General features: G+C 60.8%; 17 protein-coding genes. 16 read left to right on the top strand and 1 reads right to left on the bottom strand.

Going from position 1 to position 19,866, the window contains the following annotated elements; all coding sequences use genetic code 11:
* Positions 1 to 242 precede the first annotated feature (242 nt).
* From mraZ to lpxC, 16 genes are all read left to right on the top strand, one after another.
* Complete coding sequence (mraZ, locus tag AB4O11_RS03200; protein WP_007917012.1) at positions 243 to 698, top strand: division/cell wall cluster transcriptional repressor MraZ; 456 nt, start codon at positions 243 to 245, stop codon at positions 696 to 698.
* Entirely contained in the window at positions 695 to 1,642 is a 948-nt protein-coding gene (gene rsmH, locus AB4O11_RS03195; RefSeq protein WP_407047284.1) for a 16S rRNA (cytosine(1402)-N(4))-methyltransferase RsmH, read from the top strand. The genes mraZ and rsmH overlap by 4 nt, the downstream gene beginning before the upstream one ends.
* Positions 1,639 to 1,932 carry a cell division protein FtsL gene (gene ftsL, locus AB4O11_RS03190; RefSeq protein WP_007917008.1) on the top strand — a complete coding sequence of 98 codons (294 nt, stop codon included), beginning with the start codon at positions 1,639 to 1,641 and terminating at the stop codon, positions 1,930 to 1,932. The genes rsmH and ftsL overlap by 4 nt, the downstream gene beginning before the upstream one ends.
* Entirely contained in the window at positions 1,932 to 3,671 is a 1,740-nt protein-coding gene (locus AB4O11_RS03185) for a peptidoglycan D,D-transpeptidase FtsI family protein (protein WP_175559568.1), read from the top strand. Before ftsL ends, AB4O11_RS03185 begins: the two co-directional genes overlap by 1 nt.
* Entirely contained in the window at positions 3,671 to 5,134 is a 1,464-nt protein-coding gene (locus AB4O11_RS03180; protein WP_093430687.1) for a UDP-N-acetylmuramoyl-L-alanyl-D-glutamate--2,6-diaminopimelate ligase, read from the top strand. Before AB4O11_RS03185 ends, AB4O11_RS03180 begins: the two co-directional genes overlap by 1 nt.
* Complete coding sequence (locus tag AB4O11_RS03175; protein ID WP_460130128.1) at positions 5,127 to 6,494, top strand: UDP-N-acetylmuramoyl-tripeptide--D-alanyl-D-alanine ligase; 1,368 nt, start codon at positions 5,127 to 5,129, stop codon at positions 6,492 to 6,494. The genes AB4O11_RS03180 and AB4O11_RS03175 overlap by 8 nt, the downstream gene beginning before the upstream one ends.
* Positions 6,494 to 7,576, top strand: a complete 1,083-nt coding sequence (gene mraY, locus AB4O11_RS03170) for a phospho-N-acetylmuramoyl-pentapeptide-transferase (protein WP_007917000.1) — start codon at positions 6,494 to 6,496, stop codon at positions 7,574 to 7,576. The genes AB4O11_RS03175 and mraY overlap by 1 nt, the downstream gene beginning before the upstream one ends.
* A gap of 5 nt (positions 7,577 to 7,581) precedes the next feature.
* Positions 7,582 to 8,928, top strand: coding sequence for a UDP-N-acetylmuramoyl-L-alanine--D-glutamate ligase (gene murD, locus AB4O11_RS03165; protein WP_460088965.1), 1,347 nt, complete (start codon positions 7,582 to 7,584; stop codon positions 8,926 to 8,928).
* Positions 8,925 to 10,142, top strand: coding sequence for a putative lipid II flippase FtsW (gene ftsW / locus AB4O11_RS03160; RefSeq protein WP_007916996.1), 1,218 nt, complete (start codon positions 8,925 to 8,927; stop codon positions 10,140 to 10,142). Before murD ends, ftsW begins: the two co-directional genes overlap by 4 nt.
* Complete coding sequence (murG, locus tag AB4O11_RS03155; RefSeq protein ID WP_460088964.1) at positions 10,132 to 11,202, top strand: undecaprenyldiphospho-muramoylpentapeptide beta-N-acetylglucosaminyltransferase; 1,071 nt, start codon at positions 10,132 to 10,134, stop codon at positions 11,200 to 11,202. Before ftsW ends, murG begins: the two co-directional genes overlap by 11 nt.
* Positions 11,195 to 12,655 (top strand): UDP-N-acetylmuramate--L-alanine ligase, encoded by a 1,461-nt coding sequence (gene murC / locus AB4O11_RS03150; protein ID WP_016987574.1) that lies wholly within the window; start codon positions 11,195 to 11,197, stop codon positions 12,653 to 12,655. The genes murG and murC overlap by 8 nt, the downstream gene beginning before the upstream one ends.
* Positions 12,652 to 13,611 (top strand): D-alanine--D-alanine ligase, encoded by a 960-nt coding sequence (locus AB4O11_RS03145; protein ID WP_093430684.1) that lies wholly within the window; start codon positions 12,652 to 12,654, stop codon positions 13,609 to 13,611. Before murC ends, AB4O11_RS03145 begins: the two co-directional genes overlap by 4 nt.
* 4 nt (positions 13,612 to 13,615) lie before the next feature.
* A complete protein-coding gene (locus AB4O11_RS03140) occupies positions 13,616 to 14,482 on the top strand; it encodes a cell division protein FtsQ/DivIB (RefSeq protein ID WP_053123632.1) in 867 nt (288 codons plus the stop codon).
* 15 nt (positions 14,483 to 14,497) lie between these two features.
* Positions 14,498 to 15,757: a cell division protein FtsA gene (ftsA, locus tag AB4O11_RS03135; protein WP_007916987.1), complete on the top strand. Its 1,260-nt coding sequence runs from the start codon at positions 14,498 to 14,500 to the stop codon at positions 15,755 to 15,757.
* Positions 15,758 to 15,824: 67 nt separating this feature from the next.
* Positions 15,825 to 17,021, top strand: coding sequence for a cell division protein FtsZ (gene ftsZ / locus AB4O11_RS03130; protein ID WP_007916986.1), 1,197 nt, complete (start codon positions 15,825 to 15,827; stop codon positions 17,019 to 17,021).
* A 112-nt stretch (positions 17,022 to 17,133) separates the two neighbouring features.
* Complete coding sequence (gene lpxC, locus AB4O11_RS03125; RefSeq protein WP_007916984.1) at positions 17,134 to 18,045, top strand: UDP-3-O-acyl-N-acetylglucosamine deacetylase; 912 nt, start codon at positions 17,134 to 17,136, stop codon at positions 18,043 to 18,045.
* A gap of 178 nt (positions 18,046 to 18,223) precedes the next feature.
* Here the strand turns inward: lpxC and AB4O11_RS03120 are convergent, their stop codons facing one another.
* Positions 18,224 to 19,732, bottom strand: coding sequence for a sensor domain-containing diguanylate cyclase (locus tag AB4O11_RS03120; RefSeq protein WP_460130125.1), 1,509 nt, complete (start codon positions 19,730 to 19,732; stop codon positions 18,224 to 18,226).
* Positions 19,733 to 19,866 lie beyond the last annotated feature (134 nt).

The raw sequence follows: 19,866 nt of genomic DNA, 5'->3' as shown, positions 1-19,866 counted from the left end.
ACAAATTACTTTAACTTTCGAGCGCAGCTTTCAGTGCTGCATCAAGTTATTGGTCAAAAGTATCCGTCAGATTCTCGTTGCACCTCCTTTTATGCTCCTAAATCTCCGTTCTGTAAGGGTTTTCCTTTAATCCGCGCCTTGACGGTGTGGTGGGCGCATTCCTATAGTGTGCGCAAGTGGCGGAAAGTGGCATGAAGTGGGTTTTTTGAGCTCAAAACGATAAAAATTGGAGAAACGCAGACGTGTTTCGCGGAGCTAACGCTATCAGTCTCGATGCAAAGGGCCGTCTCGCCATGCCGAGCCGGTACCGTGACGAGCTCGATTCGCGCAGTTCTGGCCAATTGATCGTGACCATTGATGCCGTTGATCCGTGTTTGTGTGTCTATCCGCTCGACGAGTGGGAAATTATTGAAACCAAGTTGCGCGCGCTTCCTTCGCTTCGCGAAGAGAACCGTCGCCTGCAACGTTTGCTGATTGGTAATGCCGTCGACCTTGAACTCGATGGCAGTGGTCGTTTTCTGGTTCCACCGCGTCTGCGCGAATACGCCAAGCTCGATAAGCGCGCGATGCTGGTAGGCCAACTGAACAAGTTCCAATTGTGGGACGAGGATGCATGGAACGCGGTATCTGCCGCTGACCTTGCTGCTATTCAACAACCGGGCGCGATGCCTGATGAACTGCGTGATTTGATCCTGTGACTATTGATAGCGGCTTTAACCACATCACCGTACTGCTTGACGAAGCCGTCGAGGCTCTCGCCGTACGTCCTGATGGCTGCTATCTGGACGGCACGTTCGGGCGCGGCGGACACAGCCGGTTGATCCTCAGCCAGCTCGGCACGGACGGCCGGCTCATCGGATTCGACAAAGATCCACAAGCGATTGCCACCGGGCAAACGCTAGCGGCCGAAGACGGCCGCTTTGTCGTTGTGCAGCGCAGCTTTGCCGAGCTGGGTTCGGTGGTTGCCGAGCAAGGTCTGACCGGCAAGGTCAGCGGCATTCTGCTCGATCTGGGCGTGTCTTCGCCGCAGCTCGACGACGCTGAGCGCGGCTTCAGTTTCCTCAATGACGGCCCGCTCGACATGCGCATGGACCCGTCCCGTGGCATCAGCGCTGCCGAATTCGTCAACACCGCGCCGGCTGAGGAAATCGCCCGGGTGTTCAAGGAATACGGCGAAGAACGTTTCTCCGGTCGTATGGCCCGCGCCGTCGCCGAGCGTCGCGATATCAAGCCGTTCGAGCGCACTGCCGATCTGGCCGAAGTATTGAAAGTCGCCAACCCGGCATGGGAAAAGGGCAAGAACCCGGCCACCCGTGCATTCCAGGGTTTGCGTATTCACGTCAACAACGAACTGGGTGATCTGGAAGCCGGCCTCGAAGCCGCGCTGGACGCGCTGGAAATCGGCGGCCGCCTGGTGGTGATCAGCTTTCACTCGCTGGAAGACCGTATCGTCAAACTGTTCATGCGCAAACTGGTGAAAGGCGAAGCCGACAACCTGCCGCGCAACCTGCCGGTGCGCCATGTCGCGTTCGAACCGAAAATCAAAGTCCATGGCAAAGCGCAAACGGCCTCCGACGCCGAACTCAAAGCCAACCCACGTTCCCGTAGCGCCGTCATGCGCGTCGCGGAGAAGCTGCGGTGAGCAAGCTTTTCGCCAAGCCACTGCCCGGCGGCAGCTTTCTGATGCTGCTGCTGTTTATCGGCGTGCTCGTCTCGGCCATCGCCGTGTCGTACAGCGCGCACTGGAACCGGCAGTTGCTCAACACCCTTTATAACGAACTCAGCGTGCGCGACAAGGCGCAGGCCGAGTGGGGTCGCTTGATTCTGGAGCAGAGCACCTGGACCGCGCACAGCCGCATCGAAGTGCTGGCCACCGAACAACTGAAAATGCACATTCCGGGCGCGGCTGACGTGAAGATGGTGGCGCCATGATGAAACTCGAAGGCGCACTGTTCCCATGGCGCTTCCGCCTGATGGTGGCGCTGCTCGGCGTGATGGTCGCGGCGATCTGCTGGCGCATCATCGACTTGCAAGTGGTTGACCGTGACTTCCTCAAAGGTCAGGGCGATGCGCGCAGCCTGCGTCATATTCCGATTCCGGCTCACCGTGGTCTGATCACCGACCGTAACGGCGAGCCTTTGGCCGTAAGTACCCCAGTGACCACGCTGTGGGCCAACGCCAAGGAAATGCAAACGGCCAAAGAGAAGTGGCCGGCACTTGCTGCCGCGCTGGGTCAGGATCCGAAAGCCCTGACCGAACGCCTCGAAGCCCAGGCCAACAAAGAATTCATTTATCTGGTGCGCGGGCTGACCCCCGAGCAAGGCCAGGCTGTGCTCGATCTGAAAGTCCCTGGTGTCTACGGCATCGAAGAATTCCGCCGGTTCTACCCGGCCGGTGAAGTCACCGCGCACATGGTCGGTTTTACCGACATCGATGACCACGGTCGTGAAGGTGTCGAGCTGGCTTATGACGAATGGCTCGCCGGGGTGCCGGGCAAACGACAAGTCATCAAGGATCGGCGCGGTCGGCTGATCAAGGATGTTCAGGTCACCAAAAACGCCAAGGCCGGCAAGCCCTTGGCGTTGTCCATTGACCTGCGTCTGCAATATCTGGCCAACCGCGAACTGCGCAACGCGATCATTGAGAACGGCGCGAAGGCCGGCAGCCTGGTGATCATGGACGTCAAGACCGGCGAGATTCTCGCCATGGTCAACCAGCCGACCTACAACCCGAACAACCGTCGCAATCTGCAACCGGCAATGATGCGTAACCGCGCGATGATCGACGTGTTCGAACCGGGTTCGACCATGAAAGCCATCTCGATGGCGGCTGCAATCGAAACCGGCCGCTGGAAACCGAGCGACACCGTCGAGGTGTATCCGGGCTCCCTGCAGATCGGCAAATACACGATCAAGGACGTTTCCAAGAGCGAAGGTCCGGTGCTCGACTTGACCGGCATCCTGATCAATTCCAGTAACGTCGGCATGAGTAAGGTCGCGTTCGATATCGGCGGCGAAACGATTTTCCGTCTCGCGCAGAAAGTCGGTCTCGGCCAGGACACCGGCCTCGGCTTCCCGGGCGAACGTGTCGGCAACCTGCCGAACTACCGCGATTGGCGCAAGGCTGAAACCGCGACCCTGTCCTACGGCTACGGTATTTCCGTGACCGCGATTCAGTTGGTGCACGCGTTCTCGGCACTGGCCAACAACGGTCGTCTCGCGCCGTTGACCCTGATCAAAACCGACAAGCCGCCGCAGACCACGCAAGTGCTGCCGGAAGCCGTGGCGAAAACCTTGCAAGGCATGCTCACCCAGGTGATCGAAGCGCCGCGCGGCGTGTTCCGTGCGCAGGTGCCGGCGTATCACGTGGCGGGTAAGTCGGGTACTGCGCGTAAGACCTCGGTGGGTACCAAGGGCTACGCGGAAAACTCTTATCGCTCGCTGTTTGCCGGTTTCGGCCCGATGAGCGATCCGCGTTACGCCATCGTTGTCGTGATCGATGAGCCAAGCAAGGCCGGTTACTTCGGTGGTCTGGTTTCCGCGCCGGTGTTCAGCCGTGTGATGTCCGGCACCCTGCGTCTGATGAACGTAACGCCGGACAACTTGCCGACCACACAGCAGGCCAACGCCACCCCGGTCATACCGCTGAAAGCCAATGGAGGGCGCGGCTGATGTCATTAAGTCTGAACAAGATATTCCCCCACGCCGGCCACGATCTGTTGATCCGTGAATTGGCGCTGGACAGCCGCAACGTACGCGCGGGCGATTTGTTCCTCGCCGTGCCCGGCGGCAAATTCGATGGCCGTGCACACATTGCCGATGCTCTGGCGCGCGGCGCTGCCGCTGTGGCCTATGAAGTGGAAGGCGCCACCGTGCTGCCGATCACTGACGTGCCGCTGATTCCGGTCAAAGGCCTGGCCGCGCAACTGTCGGACATCGCCGGGCGTTTTTACGGTGAGCCAAGTCATCACCTGAACCTGATTGGCGTGACCGGTACCAACGGCAAGACCAGCGTGACTCAATTGGTTGCGCAGGCGCTGGATCTGCTCGGCCAGCATTGCGGCATCGTCGGGACCTTGGGTTCCGGCTTCTATGGCGCACTGCAAAGCGGTCTGCACACCACGCCGAATCCGATCGCCGTGCAAGCGACCCTGGGCGACCTGAAAAAGGCCGGCGCCAAAGCCGTGGCCATGGAAGTGTCGTCCCACGGTCTGGATCAGGGCCGCGTGACGGCGCTGGCGTTCGACGTGGCGGTGATGACCAACCTGTCCCGCGATCATCTGGATTATCACGGCACCATGGAGGCGTACGCCGAGGCCAAGGCCAAGCTGTTCGCCTGGAATGATCTGAAGTGCCGCGTGGTCAACCTCGACGACGATTTCGGCCGGCAGTTGGCCGCGGAAAAACGTGAATCGCGCTTGATCACCTACAGCCTGCTCGACAGCAGCGCTTACCTGTTCTGCCGCGAAGCACAGTTCGACGACCACGGCGTGCGCGCCACGCTGGTTACGCCGCAGGGCGAACATCATCTGCGCAGCACCTTGCTCGGTCGTTTCAACCTGAGCAACGTACTGGCAGCCGTCGGTGCCTTGCTCGGTCTGGATTACGCGCTCGACGAAATTCTCAAAGTACTGCCGAAACTCGAAGGCCCGGCCGGGCGCATGCAGCGTCTTGGTGGTGGCACTCAGCCGTTGGTGGTGGTCGATTACGCGCACACCCCGGACGCGCTGGAAAAAGTCCTGACCGCGCTGCGCCCGCACGTTAAAGGTCAGCTGCTGTGCCTGTTCGGCTGCGGCGGTGACCGTGATCGCGGCAAGCGTCCGTTGATGGCCGAAGTGGTCGAACGTCTGGCCGATCAGGTGCTGGTCACCGACGACAATCCGCGCACCGAAGATCCAGCAGTGATTTTCGACGACATCCGCGCCGGCTTCACGGCAGTGGATAAAGTCACCTTCGTCGCCGGCCGGGGCCAGGCGATTGCGCAACTGATTGCCGGCGCCTCGGCTGATGACGTGATTGTTCTGGCCGGTAAAGGTCACGAGGACTATCAGGAAATCAACGGCGAGCGCCATGCCTTCTCTGATCTGGTCGAGGCTGATCACGCCCTGACCGCGTGGGAGGTGGCCCATGCTTAAGGCCCTCAAACTCAGCGAACTGACCAACGCGCTCGACGCCCGTTTGATCGCCGCCGATGCCAGTTTCGACGGCGTCAGCATCGACAGCCGTGCGATCCAGCCGGGTCAACTGTTTATAGCGTTGACCGGCCCGCGTTTCGACGGTCATGACTACTTGAACGATGTCGCCGCCAAAGGCGCCGTCGCTGCGCTGGTCGAACGTGAAGTTGCCAACAGCACGCTGCCGCAACTGCTGGTCAAGGACACCCGACAGGCCCTCGGCCAGTTGGGCGCGCTGAACCGTGCCGCGTTCACTCAGCCAGTTGCTGCGATCACCGGCTCCAGCGGCAAGACCACCGTCAAGGAAATGCTCGCGAGCATCCTGCGCACGCGCGGTCCGGTATTGGCGACCCGTGGCAATCTGAACAACGACCTCGGCGCGCCGCTGACCCTGCTCGAACTGGCCCCGGAGCACACCTCGGCGGTGATCGAACTGGGTGCCTCGCGCCTCGGCGAAATCGCTTACACCGTTGGCCTGACCAAGCCGCACGTGGCGATCCTCAACAATGCCGGCACCGCGCACGTCGGTGAGTTTGGCGGCCCGGAAAAAATCGTCGAAGCCAAAGGCGAAATCATCGACGGGCTGGCGGCTGATGGTGTCGCCGTGCTCAACCTCGATGACAAAGCCTTCGGTATCTGGAAGGCCCGTGCAGGCGCGCGCAAAGTGCTGACTTTCGCCCTGAGCAACACTCAGGCGGATTTCTACGCCAGTGACTTGAGCACCGATGCTCGTGGTTGCCCGGCTTTCAATCTGCACACACCTGAAGGTGTCGAGCACGTTCAACTGAACCTGCTCGGCACCCATAACGTCGCCAACTCCATGGCCGCCGCCGCTGCCGCGCACGCCTTGGGCGTGTCGCTGTTCGGCATCGCCACCGGGCTTGGCGCCGTGCAACCGGTCAAGGGGCGCACCGTTGCGCAACTGGCGAAAAACGGTATGCGCGTGATTGATGACACTTACAACGCAAACCCCACCTCGATGTGCGCGGCCGTTGATATACTCGCTGGCTTTTCCGGCCGCACCGTCCTGGTGCTCGGAGATATCGGCGAGTTGGGCGATTGGGCGGAGCAGGGGCACCGCGACGTGGGCGAGTACGCCCGGGGCAAGGTTTCCGCGCTTTATGCCGTTGGGCCAAACATGGTTCACGCCGTAAACGCTTTCGGTGAACAGGCGTATCACTTCGGCAGCCAAGCCGAACTGATTCAGGCCCTCGACGCCGAGCAGGACACAAACACCACCATTTTGATCAAGGGTTCGCGCAGTGCGGCGATGGAAAACATCGTTGCGGCTCTGTGCGGGTCCAGTCTGGAGAAACATTAATGCTGCTGCTGCTAGCGGAGTATCTGCAACAGTTCTACAAAGGCTTCGCGGTCTTTCAGTACCTGACCCTGCGCGGGATTCTCGGTGTACTGACCGCGCTGGTTTTGTCGCTGTGCTATGGCCCGTGGATGATCCGCACCCTGCAGAACCGTCAGATCGGTCAATCCGTGCGTAACGACGGCCCGCAATCGCACCTGTCCAAGTCGGGTACACCGACCATGGGCGGCGCACTGATTCTGTCTTCGATTGGTGTCAGCACACTGCTCTGGGCTGACCTGAGCAACCGTTACGTCTGGACTGTTTTGCTGGTGACTCTGCTGTTCGGCGCCATCGGTTGGGTCGACGATTACCGCAAGGTCATCGAGAAGAACTCGCGTGGCTTGCCGAGCCGCTGGAAGTATTTCTGGCAGTCGGTGTTCGGCCTCGGCGCGGCGATCTTCCTTTATATGACCGCCTCCACCCCGGTGGAAACCACGCTGATCCTGCCGATGCTCAAGGACTACAGCATTCCGCTGGGCCTCGGTTTCATCGTGCTGACTTATTTCGTGATCGTTGGCTCAAGCAACGCGGTCAACCTGACTGACGGCCTCGACGGCCTGGCGATCATGCCAACCGTGATGGTCGGCGGTGGCCTCGGCATCTTCTGCTACCTGTCGGGTAACGTGAAATTCGCTGAATACCTGTTGATCCCTTACGTGCCGGGCGCGGGTGAACTGATCGTGTTCTGCGGTGCGCTGATCGGTGCCGGCCTTGGCTTCCTCTGGTTCAACACCTATCCGGCGCAAGTGTTCATGGGCGACGTCGGTGCCCTGGCACTCGGCGCGGCACTGGGCACAATAGCGGTGATCGTCCGTCAGGAAATCGTCCTGTTCATCATGGGCGGTGTGTTCGTGATGGAAACCCTGTCAGTCGTCATTCAGGTTGCGTCCTTTAAGCTGACCGGTCGCCGTGTGTTCCGCATGGCACCGATACACCACCATTTTGAACTCAAGGGCTGGCCCGAGCCGCGCGTGATCGTCCGTTTCTGGATCATCACCGTGATTCTCGTGCTGATCGGCCTTGCCACCCTGAAGCTGAGGTAGAACGAGTGTCTCTGATCGCTTCTGACCACTTCCGCATCGTTGTCGGCCTCGGCAAGAGCGGCATGTCCCTGGTTCGCTTCCTGGCGAACCGGGGCACGTCGTTTGCCGTGGCGGACACGCGGGAAAATCCACCGGAACTGGCCACGCTCAAGCGTGACTATCCGCACGTGGAAGTGCGTTGTGGCGAGCTGGACGTCGAATTCCTCTGCCGTGCCGACGAGCTCTACGTGAGCCCCGGCCTGGCGCTGGCGACCCCGGCCCTGCAAGCCGCTGCGGTCCGTGGCGTGAAACTGTCCGGCGACATCGAGCTGTTCGCGCGTAACGCGCAGGCGCCGATCGTGGCCATCAGCGGTTCCAACGCGAAAAGCACCGTCACCACCCTGGTCGGCGAAATGGCGGCTGCGGCCGGCAAACGTGTCGCTGTCGGCGGCAACCTCGGCACCCCGGCGCTGGATCTGCTCAGCGACGACGTCGAGCTGTACGTGATGGAGCTGTCGAGCTTCCAGCTGGAAACCACCGACCAGCTCAACGCCGAAGTGGCCACCGTGCTGAATATCAGCGAAGACCACATGGATCGCTATAGCGGCCTGCCGGCTTACCACCTGGCCAAGCACCGGATCTTCCGTGGCGCCAAGCAGTTCGTGGTCAACCGTCAGGATGCGCTGAGCCGTCCGCTGATGGGCGAGGGTCAACCATGCTGGACCTTCGGCCTGACCAAACCGGATTTCAAGGCCTTCGGTATCCGCGAAGAAGATGGCGAGAAGTATCTGGCCTTCGAATTCCAGAACCTGATGCCAGTGCGCGAATTGAAGATTCGTGGCGCGCACAACCAGTCCAATGCCCTCGCGGCGCTGGCGCTCGGTCATGCCGTGGGCCTGCCGTTCGACGCCATGCTCTCGGCCTTGCGCACGTTCGCCGGCCTCGAACACCGTTGCCAGTGGGTGCGTGATCTCGACGGCGTCGCTTACTACAACGATTCCAAAGCGACCAACGTTGGCGCCGCACTGGCCGCCATCGAAGGCTTGGGCGCGGACATCGACGGTAAGGTCATTCTGATCGCCGGTGGCGATGGCAAGGGTGCCGAATTCAACGACTTGCGTGATCCGGTCGCGGCCAACTGCCGCGCCGTGATCCTGATGGGCCGCGACTCCGACAAGATCGGCGCAGCCATCGGTGATGCCGTGCCACTGATTCGCGCGACCTCGCTGGTCGACGCCGTTGCGCAATGCCGCGCCGCTGCCCAACCGGGTGATGTGGTGCTGCTGTCGCCGGCCTGCGCCAGTTTCGACATGTTCAAGAATTACGAAGACCGTGGTCACCAGTTCGTCCGCGCTGTGGAGGAATTGGCATGAGCCTGCGTAATATCATCAAACCGTATCCGTCACCGATCATCACCGGGCGCGGGATCGACCTCGACTTCCCGATGCTCGCCGGTTGTCTGGCGCTGCTCGGCCTCGGCCTGATCATGATTGCCTCGGCGTCCACCGAAGTGGCGGCCGCACAGTCCGGCAGCCCACTGTATTACATGATCCGCCACCTTATTTATGTGGTGCTGGGCCTGGGCGCGTGCATCGTCACCATGATGATTCCGATTGCCACCTGGCAACGCCTCGGCTGGCTGATGCTGATCGGTGCGTTCGGTTTGCTGGTAATGGTGATCATCCCCGGCATCGGTCGCGAAGTGAACGGTTCGATGCGCTGGATCGGTTTCAGCTTCTTCAACGTGCAGCCGTCCGAGATCGCCAAAGTGTTCGTGGTGATCTACCTCGCCGGTTATCTGGTGCGGCGTCAGAAGGAAGTGCGCGAAAGCTGGATGGGCTTCTTCAAGCCGTTCATCGTGCTGCTGCCGATGGCCGGCCTGCTGCTGATGGAGCCGGACTTCGGCGCCACCGTGGTGATGATGGGCGCTGCGGCGGCCATGCTGTTCCTCGGCGGGGTCGGGCTGTTCCGCTTCTCGCTGATGGTGGTGTTGGCGGTCGGAGCGGTGGTCTTGCTGATTCAAATGCAGCCGTACCGAATGGCGCGTCTGACCAACTTCGCTGACCCGTGGGCCGACCAGTTCGGCGCCGGCTATCAGTTGTCGCAAGCCTTGATCGCGTTCGGTCGTGGCGAATGGCTCGGCGTCGGTCTGGGTAACAGCGTGCAGAAGCAGTTCTACCTGCCGGAAGCGCACACCGACTTCGTGTTCTCGGTTCTGGCTGAAGAATTGGGCGCCGTCGGTTCGCTGTGCACCGTCGCCCTGTTCGTGTTCGTGTGTATTCGTGGCATGTACATCGGTCTGTGGGCGGAAAAAGCCAAACAGTTCTTCGCCGCTTACGTGGCGTACGGCCTGTCGTTCCTGTGGATTGGTCAGTTCCTGATCAACATCGGCGTGAACGTCGGCCTGCTGCCAACCAAAGGTCTGACCTTGCCGTTCCTCAGTTATGGCGGCAGTTCGTTGGTGATCTGCTGTGCCTGCCTTGGCTTGCTGCTGCGGATCGAGTGGGAGAGTCGAACCCATTTGGGCAGCGAAGAGATGGAATTCCATGAGAGCGACTTCGCCGAGGAGCCGAATCATGGGCGCTAACGTATTGATCATGGCCGGCGGCACCGGCGGCCACGTGTTCCCGGCGCTGGCCTGTGCCCGCGAGTTTCAGGCGCGCGGCTACACCGTGCACTGGCTCGGCACACCACGCGGGATCGAAAACGAACTGGTCCCGGCCGCTGGGCTGGAACTGCACCGGATCAACGCCACCGGCCTGCGCGGCAAGAGCAAACTGTCGCTGCTCAAGGCGCCGTTCATGCTGCTCAAGTCGGTATGGCAGGCGCGGGCGATCATTCGTCGCTTGAAGCCAGTGTGTGTGGTCGGCTTCGGTGGTTATGTGACTGGCCCCGGTGGTCTTGCCGCGAAACTGGCCGGTGTGCCGGTGATCGTTCACGAGCAGAACGCTGTGGCCGGCACCGCCAATCGGTTGCTGGTGCCGTTCGCCGCCCGGGTGTGTGAAGCGTTCCCCGACACCTTTACTCTGTCGGACACCCGCCGTACCACCGGAAACCCGGTGCGCAGCGAGCTGTTCCTCGACACATCGCGACCTGCTCTGGCCGGTCGCAAAGCGCGTTTGCTGATCCTCGGCGGAAGCCTGGGCGCAGAACCGTTGAACAAATTGCTGCCTGAAGCCCTGGCCCAAGTCGCTGCCGATTTGCGCCCGGAAGTGTTTCATCAGGCCGGCAAAAACCACGATGAAGTGACTGCAGAGCGCTACCGCGCCGCCGGCGTCGATGCGCAGGTGCAGCCGTTCATCAAAGACATGGCCCAGGCCTATGGCTGGGCTGACCTGGTGGTGTGCCGCGCAGGCGCGTTGACCATCAGTGAGCTGGCTGCCGCCGGTCTGCCCTCGATGCTGGTGCCTTTGCCCCACGCGATCGACGATCACCAGACTCGCAACGCCGATTATTTGGCCCGCGAAGGCGCTGCCTTCCTGATGCCACAAAGAACGACTGGTGCCGCGGACCTTGCCGCGCGCCTGACAGAGGTCTTGATGCAACCGCAACGACTCGAAGATATGGCCCAAGCGGCCCGCCGTCTGGCGAAACCCGATGCCACCCGTAGCGTGGTCGATACCTGTCTGGAGGTGGCTCATGGTTGAGAATCAGAAAGCCATGCCGCAACCGGAAATGCGCCGCATCCGTCGCATCCACTTCGTCGGCATCGGCGGCGTGGGCATGTGCGGTATCGCCGAAGTGTTGTTGAACCTGGGCTATGAAGTCTCCGGTTCCGACCTGAAAGCGTCGCCGGTGACCGAGCGTCTGGAATCGTTCGGCGCGCACATCTTCATTGGTCACCGTGCCGAGAACGCCGCTGCCGCCGACGTGCTGGTGGTGTCGAGTGCTGTGAACACCTCTAACCCGGAAGTGGCGAACGCGCTTGAGCGTCGTATTCCGGTGGTGCCGCGTGCCGAGATGCTCGCCGAACTGATGCGCTATCGCCACGGCATCGCCGTTGCCGGTACGCACGGCAAAACCACCACCACCAGCCTGATCGCTTCGGTGTTCGCCGCCGGTGGTCTGGACCCGACGTTCGTCATCGGTGGTCGTCTGAATGCCGCGGGCACCAATGCCCAGCTTGGCACCAGCCGTTACCTGATCGCCGAAGCCGACGAAAGCGATGCGAGCTTCTTGCACCTGCAACCGCTGGTGGCCGTGGTTACCAACATCGACGCCGACCACATGGCGACCTACGACGGTGACTTCAACAAACTGAAGAAAACCTTCGTCGAGTTCCTGCACAACCTGCCGTTCTACGGTTTGGCAGTGATGTGCCTGGACGATCCGGTGGTGCGTGAAATCCTGCCGCTGGTGAAACGTCCGACCGTGACCTACGGCTTCAGCGAAGACGCTGACGTGCGCGCGATCAATATTCGCCAGCAAGGCATGCAGACGTTCTTCACCGTGCTGCGTCCGGATCGCGAGCCGCTGGACGTGTCGGTGAACATGCCCGGCAACCACAACGTACTCAATTCGCTGGCGACCATTTGCATCGCCACTGACGAAGGCGTCAGCGATGAAGCCATCGTCCAGGGCCTGTCGGGCTTCCAGGGCGTTGGTCGGCGCTTCCAGGTTTACGGCGAACTGCCGGTGGACGGCGGCAACGTGATGTTGGTCGATGACTACGGTCACCACCCGACCGAAGTCGCCGCAGTGATCAAAGCCGTGCGCGGTGGCTGGCCGGAGCGCCGTCTGGTGATGGTTTACCAGCCGCACCGTTATAGCCGCACCCGTGACCTGTACGACGACTTCGTCAATGTACTGGCCGACGCCAACGTCCTGCTGCTGATGGAAGTCTATCCGGCCGGCGAAGAGCCGATCCCGGGTGCCGACAGCCGCAAGCTGTGCAACAGCATCCGCCAGCGCGGTCAGCTCGACCCGATCTACATCGAGCGTGGCGTCGATCTGGCGCCGCTGGTCAAGCCGCTGCTGCGTGCCGGCGACATCCTGCTGTGCCAGGGCGCCGGTGATATCGGTGGTCTCGCGCCTAAGCTGTTGAAAAGTGAATTGTTCGCTGGCGCCGTGGCGGCGTCGGTCGAGGGGAAGTTGAAATGACTGCTGCCTACGCCAAGCTGTTTTCCACTATCGCGCCGAAAGACTTCGGCCGTGTCGCCGTGCTCTTCGGTGGCCTGAGTGCCGAGCGTGAGGTGTCGCTGAAATCCGGTAACGCCGTACTCGACGCGCTGCAAAGCGCTGGCGTGGACGCGTTCGGCATCGACGTTGGCGAAGACATTCTGCAACGGCTGCTCAGCGAAAAGATCGACCGCGCGTTCATCATTCTTCACGGCCGTGGCGGTGAAGACGGCTCCATGCAGGGCCTGCTTGAAGTAGCGGGCATTCCGTACACCGGCAGCGGCATCCTGGCCTCGGCACTGGCGATGGACAAACTGCGCACCAAGCAGGTCTGGCACAGCCTCGGGATTCCGACGCCGCGTCACGCCGTGTTGTGCAGCGAAGCCGATTGTATTTCGGCAGCGACGGAACTGGGCTTCCCTTTGATCGTCAAACCGGCGCATGAAGGTTCAAGTATCGGGATGGCCAAAGTGAGTTCTGCGTCCGAGTTGATCGACGCATGGAAAGCGGCCAGTACCTACGATTCGCAAGTCTTGGTTGAGCAATGGATTCAAGGTCCGGAGTTCACCATCGCCACCCTGCGTGACCAGGTGTTGCCTCCGATTGCCCTGGGTACACCGCACACGTTCTACGACTACGACGCCAAGTACATCGCCAACGATACCCAGTACCGCATTCCGTGCGGGCTGGATGCCGCCAAGGAACAGGAACTCATGGATCTCACGGCCAAGGCCTGTGAGGCGCTGGGTATTGCCGGTTGGGGCAGGGCGGACGTGATGCAGGACGCCGACGGGCAGTTCTGGTTCCTGGAAGTGAACACCGCACCGGGTATGACCGATCACAGTCTGGTGCCGATGGCCGCGCGTGCGGCCGGTCTGGATTTCCAGCAACTGGTTCTGGCCATTCTGGCCGCCAGTGTTGAAGACGCTCGAGGTTAAGACGATGCAAGGCGCTCAGCTCCGACATCAGCCTCCCGCACCCGGCCGCAAGCCGGTGCCACGGGGTGCCAGCCGAATGGTGGCGAAAGAGCCGATGTCCGCGCGCCTGCCGAAAGCCAATTTCGGCTTTCTGAAAAGTCTGTTCTGGCCAGTGCTGCTGGTGGTGCTGGGCTTTGGTACTTACGAAGGTGCAACGCGTTTGCTGCCGTACGCCGACCGGCCGATCACCAAGATCGCCGTGCAAGGCGACCTGAGCTACATCAGCCAGCAAGCGGTGCAGCAGCGGATCGCCCCGTACGTGGCGTCGAGCTTCTTCACCATCGACCTGGCCGGTATGCGTACCGAGCTTGAGCAGATGCCGTGGATCGCCCACGCCGAAGTACGTCGGGTGTGGCCGGACCAGGTGGTGATCCGCCTCGAAGAGCAACTGCCGGTGGCGCGTTGGGGTGATGAGTCGTTGCTGAACAACCAGGGCCAGGCGTTTACGCCCAAGGAACTGGCGAACTACGAACATCTGCCACAGCTGTTCGGCCCACAACGGGCCCAGCAGCAAGTGATGCAGCAGTATCAGGTGCTGAGCCAGATGCTGCGGCCGTTGGGCTTCTCGATTGCGCGCCTGGAACTGCGTGAACGCGGGAGTTGGTTTCTGACCACCGGTGCCGGCAGTTCCGGCCCCGGCATCGAGTTGTTGCTGGGACGCGGCAACCTGGTGGAAAAGATGCGCCGCTTTATCGCCATCTATGACAAGACGCTTAAAGACCAGATTACGAACATTGCGCGCATCGATCTGCGCTACGCCAACGGCCTCGCTGTTGGCTGGCGGGAACCAGTAGCGCCGACGACAGCCCAACCCGCTGTCGCGAAGAATTAAGAAGAGGCAGGACCCATGGCAAACGTGCAAAGCGGCAAAATGATCGTCGGTCTCGATATCGGCACCTCCAAGGTGGTGGCGCTGGTCGGCGAGGTTTCCGACGACGGCTCGCTGGAAATCGTCGGGATCGGTACCCATCCGTCCCGTGGCCTGAAGAAGGGCGTGGTGGTCAACATCGAGTCCACCGTGCAATCGATCCAGCGCGCGATCGAAGAAGCCCAACTGATGGCGGGCTGCCGCATTCACTCGGCGTTTGTCGGTGTGGCGGGCAATCACATCCGCAGCCTGAACTCCCACGGCATCGTCGCGATCCGCGATCGTGAAGTCAGCTCGGCCGACCTTGAGCGCGTGCTTGACGCCGCTCAGGCCGTGGCGATTCCGGCTGACCAGCGCGTGCTGCACACCCTGCCGCAGGATTACGTGATCGATAACCAGGAAGGCGTTCGTGAGCCTCTGGGCATGTCCGGCGTACGTCTGGAAGCCAAGGTTCACGTAGTCACCTGCGCCGTCAACGCCGCACAGAACATTGAAAAATGCGTGCGTCGCTGCGGTCTGGAAATCGACGACATCATTCTCGAGCAACTGGCCTCGGCCTACTCGGTACTGACCGACGACGAGAAAGAACTGGGCGTGTGCCTGGTCGACATCGGCGGCGGTACCACCGACATCGCGATCTTTACCGAAGGCGCGATTCGCCACACGGCGGTGATCCCGATTGCCGGTGATCAGGTGACCAACGACATCGCCATGGCGTTGCGCACCCCGACCCAGTACGCCGAAGAAATCAAGATCCGCTACGCCTGCGCCCTGGCCAAACTGGCCGGTGCCGGTGAAACCATCAAGGTGCCGAGCGTTGGCGACCGTCCACCACGCGAACTGTCGCGTCAGGCCCTGGCCGAAGTGGTCGAGCCGCGTTACGACGAACTGTTCACGCTGATTCAGGCCGAGCTGCGTCGCAGCGGCTACGAAGACCTGATTCCGGCCGGCATCGTGCTGACCGGTGGCACTTCGAAAATGGAAGGCGCCACTGAACTGGCCGAAGAAATCTTCCACATGCCGGTGCGCCTTGGTGTGCCGCATGGCGTGAAGGGTCTGGATGACGTGGTGCGCAACCCGATTTATTCCACTGGCGTTGGTTTGTTGATGTACGGCCTGCAAAAGCAGTCCGACGGGGTTTCGTTCTCCGGCATCGGCAGCCGCGACAGCTACAGCAACGAAGAGCCACAGGCGCCGTTGCTGGACCGATTGAAGAAGTGGGTTCAAGGCAACTTCTAAAGCTTTACCGCAACACCGCAACAAACAGCAGTAGGCGAAAAAACTAGAGAATGTAAGGAGAGGGAAAATGTTCGAACTCGTAGACAACATCCCCGCAAGCCCGGTAATCAAAGTTATCGGTGTTGGCGGTGGCGGCGGCAACGCTGTCAATCATATGGTCAAGAGCAACATCGAAGGCGTCGAGTTCATCTGCGCCAACACTGATGCTCAAGCGCTGAAAAACATCGGCGCGCGCACCATTCTGCAACTGGGCACCGGCGTGACCAAAGGTCTGGGCGCTGGCGCCAACCCTGAAGTAGGTCGTCAGGCCGCTCTCGAAGACCGTGAGCGCATTGCCGAAGTCCTGCAGGGCACCAACATGGTGTTCATCACCACTGGCATGGGCGGCGGTACCGGTACCGGTGCTGCGCCGATCATCGCCGAAGTGGCCAAGGAAATGGGCATTCTGACCGTTGCGGTCGTAACGCGTCCGTTCCCGTTCGAAGGCCGCAAGCGTATGCAGATCGCCGATGAAGGCATCCGCATGCTCTCGGAAAGCGTCGACTCGCTGATCACCATTCCCAACGAGAAGCTGCTGACCATCCTCGGTAAAGACGCCAGCCTGCTGTCGGCTTTCGCCAAGGCTGACGATGTACTGGCCGGTGCCGTTCGCGGTATCTCCGACATCATCAAGCGTCCGGGCATGATCAACGTCGACTTCGCCGACGTACGTACCGTGATGAGCGAAATGGGCATGGCGATGATGGGCACTGGCTGCGCCAGCGGTCCGAACCGTGCACGTGAAGCCACCGAAGCGGCGATCCGCAACCCGCTGCTGGAAGACGTGAACCTGCAAGGCGCACGCGGCATCCTGGTGAACATCACTGCCGGTCCTGACCTGTCCCTGGGTGAGTACTCCGACGTGGGTAGCATCATCGAAGCCTTCGCTTCCGAGCACGCGATGGTCAAGGTCGGTACTGTTATCGATCCGGACATGCGCGACGAGCTGCACGTAACCGTGGTTGCCACCGGTCTGGGCGCGAAAATCGAGAAGCCTGTCAAGGTCATCGACAACACCGTTCACACCTCCATGGCTTCCGCCCAGGTGCAACAACCGGCTGCGGCCCGTCAGGAAGCGCCAGCGGTGAACTACCGTGATCTGGACCGTCCGACCGTCATGCGCAACCAGGCTCAGGCCGGTGCTGCGGCTGCCGCGAAGATGAATCCGCAAGATGATCTGGACTACCTGGACATCCCGGCTTTCCTGCGTCGTCAGGCCGATTGATGGAATGTATCAGGGCTATGAAGGTGATTGGTGTTCAGCAAAGGCATGGTCTGCTATCATCGCCAGCCTTTGTTGATACCAGTTCGCAATTTGCGCTGAAGCGGCCCAAGCCATGATTAAACAACGCACACTGAAAAATATTATCCGTGCCACAGGTGTAGGCCTGCACTCCGGTGAGAAGGTCTATCTGACCCTCAAGCCTGCGCCTGTCGACACTGGCATTGTGTTTTGTCGCGCTGACCTCGACCCTGTGGTGCAGATTCCTGCCCGCGCGGAAAACGTCGGTGAAACCACTATGTCGACGACGCTGATTAACGGCGACGTCAAAGTGGACACGGTAGAGCACTTGCTCTCGGCCATGGCTGGCCTGGGCATCGATAACGCCTACGTCGAGCTCTCCGCGTCCGAAGTCCCGATCATGGATGGCAGCGCTGGACCCTTCGTATTCCTGATTCAATCGGCAGGCCTGGAAGAACAGGACGCCGCCAAGAAATTCATCCGCATCCTGCGTGAAGTGACAGTGGAAGACGGCGACAAGCGCGCCACTTTCGTCCCTTTCGAAGGGTTCAAGGTGAGCTTCGAGATCGATTTCGATCACCCGGTATTCCGGGACCGCACCCAAAGTGCAAGCGTGGATTTTTCCAGCACTTCGTTCGTAAAAGAAGTCAGCCGCGCCCGTACCTTTGGTTTCATGAGTGATATCGAGTACCTGCGCAAGCACAACCTCGCACTCGGCGGCAGCGTTGAAAACGCAATCGTGGTCGATGCCGATGGCGTACTGAACGAAGACGGCCTTCGCTATGAAGACGAATTCGTGAAGCACAAGATCCTCGACGCGATTGGCGACCTGTATCTGCTGGGTAACAGCCTGATTGGTGAGTTCAAGGGCTTCAAGTCCGGCCACGCACTGAACAACCAGCTGCTGCGCAAGTTGATTGAGCAGACAGACGCTTGGGAAGTGGTGACGTTCGAAGACGCCAGCACCGCACCAATCTCTTACATGCGCCCGGTTGCGGCGGTGTAAGTAAAAAACCTCTCTAGTTTTTTGAAGGCCATCCTCGGATGGCCTTTTTTTATGCCTGCAATTGCTCTAGTGCCTGATCTGGCCTCTTCGCGAGCAGGCTCGCTCCCACAGGGGAATGCATTTCAAATGTGGGAGCGAGCCTGCTCGCGAAGGCGTCGGTGCGATCGCCTCAGAACGTTCAGGCAGCCACCACCACCCGATTGCGCCCACTTTCCTTGGCCTGATAAAGCGCCTTGTCCGCCGCAAACAACAACTGCTCCAGCGTCATCTCACTCGCCGCCGTCCAGCTCGCAATGCCGATACTCACGGTCATCGGCCGCTCGGCCCCGTCGACCAACGGCAACTGCTCCACCGCCTGACGAATATGCTCGGCTATCTGCTGTGCGCCATGGCCATCGGTCTCGGCGAGAATCACCGAAAACTCTTCACCTCCGTAGCGCGCCACCAGATCCGTCGGTCGCCGCACATTTTCCGTGATGACCCCGGCCAGCGTCTTCAGCGCCTGATCTCCAGCCTGATGTCCATGCCGGTCATTGAAGGCCTTGAAGTGATCGGCATCGATCATCATCACCGACATCGCTTTGCCCGAGCGCTGGGCGCGGAACCACTCATGACGCAGTGCCTGATCGAGCATGCGCCGATTGGCCACTCCCGTCAGTGCATCGGTAGCGGCCAGTTGCGCCAGCTCGCGCTCGGCCCGTTGACGCAAGCGCAACTCGCGAGCCAGCAGCCAGGTCAGCCACAGCAACCCCACGCACAACACCCCAGTGGCGCCGCTGATCAACAGGGCGGTACGACGCCATGTGCCGAACACCTCGTCGCTGGACAGCGCGACCATCACCGTCAGTGGCAGATTGCCGACCCGCGAATAGGTATAGAGGCGTTGTTGATGGTCCATGCTCGAGGTGCTGGTAAAACTGCCATTGCCATCCTTGTCACCCAGAATACGCACGACATTCGGTCGGTTGCCGTAGCTCTTGCCGATGGAATCGCTTTGCAGATACGGTTTTTGCGCCAGCAGGACGCCGTCGTTGTTGATGATGTTCAACGTGCTGTCTTTGCCAATGTCGAGGCTGTTGAACAACTGATCGAAGTAATCGAGTTTCATCGACGCCACGGCCACACCGGCGAACTCACCAGTGTCCGAGGAAATCCGTCGGCTGAAGCTGATGCGCCACTGGTTGGCTTCGTCGCAGTCGCAACGGGTCTTGAACGGGCGGCTGATAAACATGCCGAAATCGCGATTGAATGCGTGGGCGAGGAAATAATCGCGGTCGGCAAAGTTGCCCGGTTTCGGCTCGATTCGCGAAGAGTCGGCGACCACATCGCCGTGTTTGTCGAGCAACAGAATGTCGCCCTTGAAGCGCGCGGTGGTCGAGCGGTCGAACAGCGCCAGATGGCGGATCTGCGGTGAGACATCTTGCAGGTCATCGCGCTGGGCGGCGGCGATCAGGCCTTGTAGGGTCAAGTCGTACAACTCGACGGTGCGCAGGACATCGGCGTCGATCAGTTGCGCGATGGTGGTGGCACTGCGGGTAGCCGACTCCTGAGCGTTGGCGTGCTCGCGGATCAGCAGGAACGTGACGATGCACAGAATCGCGATCACGGTCAGCGAACTGCCGCAGATCAGCAGCAACTCGGGGCGTCCGGTCTTGCCCGCAACGGGTGGGGTACGGCTCGCGATCATGATTGGGCTGTCGGTTGGGGAAAGTCTTATAAGCGTAGTTGCACAACACCACCGAAGCGCCTGACGCAAAATACCTGTGGGAGCGAGCTTGCTCGCGAAGGCGTTGTGTCAGCCAACATCAATGTTGCTGAAAG

The sequence above is a fragment of the Pseudomonas sp. H1_D05 genome (assembly GCF_054682705.1).
The sequence above is the reverse complement of the archived record's forward strand: the minus strand, read 5'-3'. Positions and strand labels throughout refer to the sequence as shown.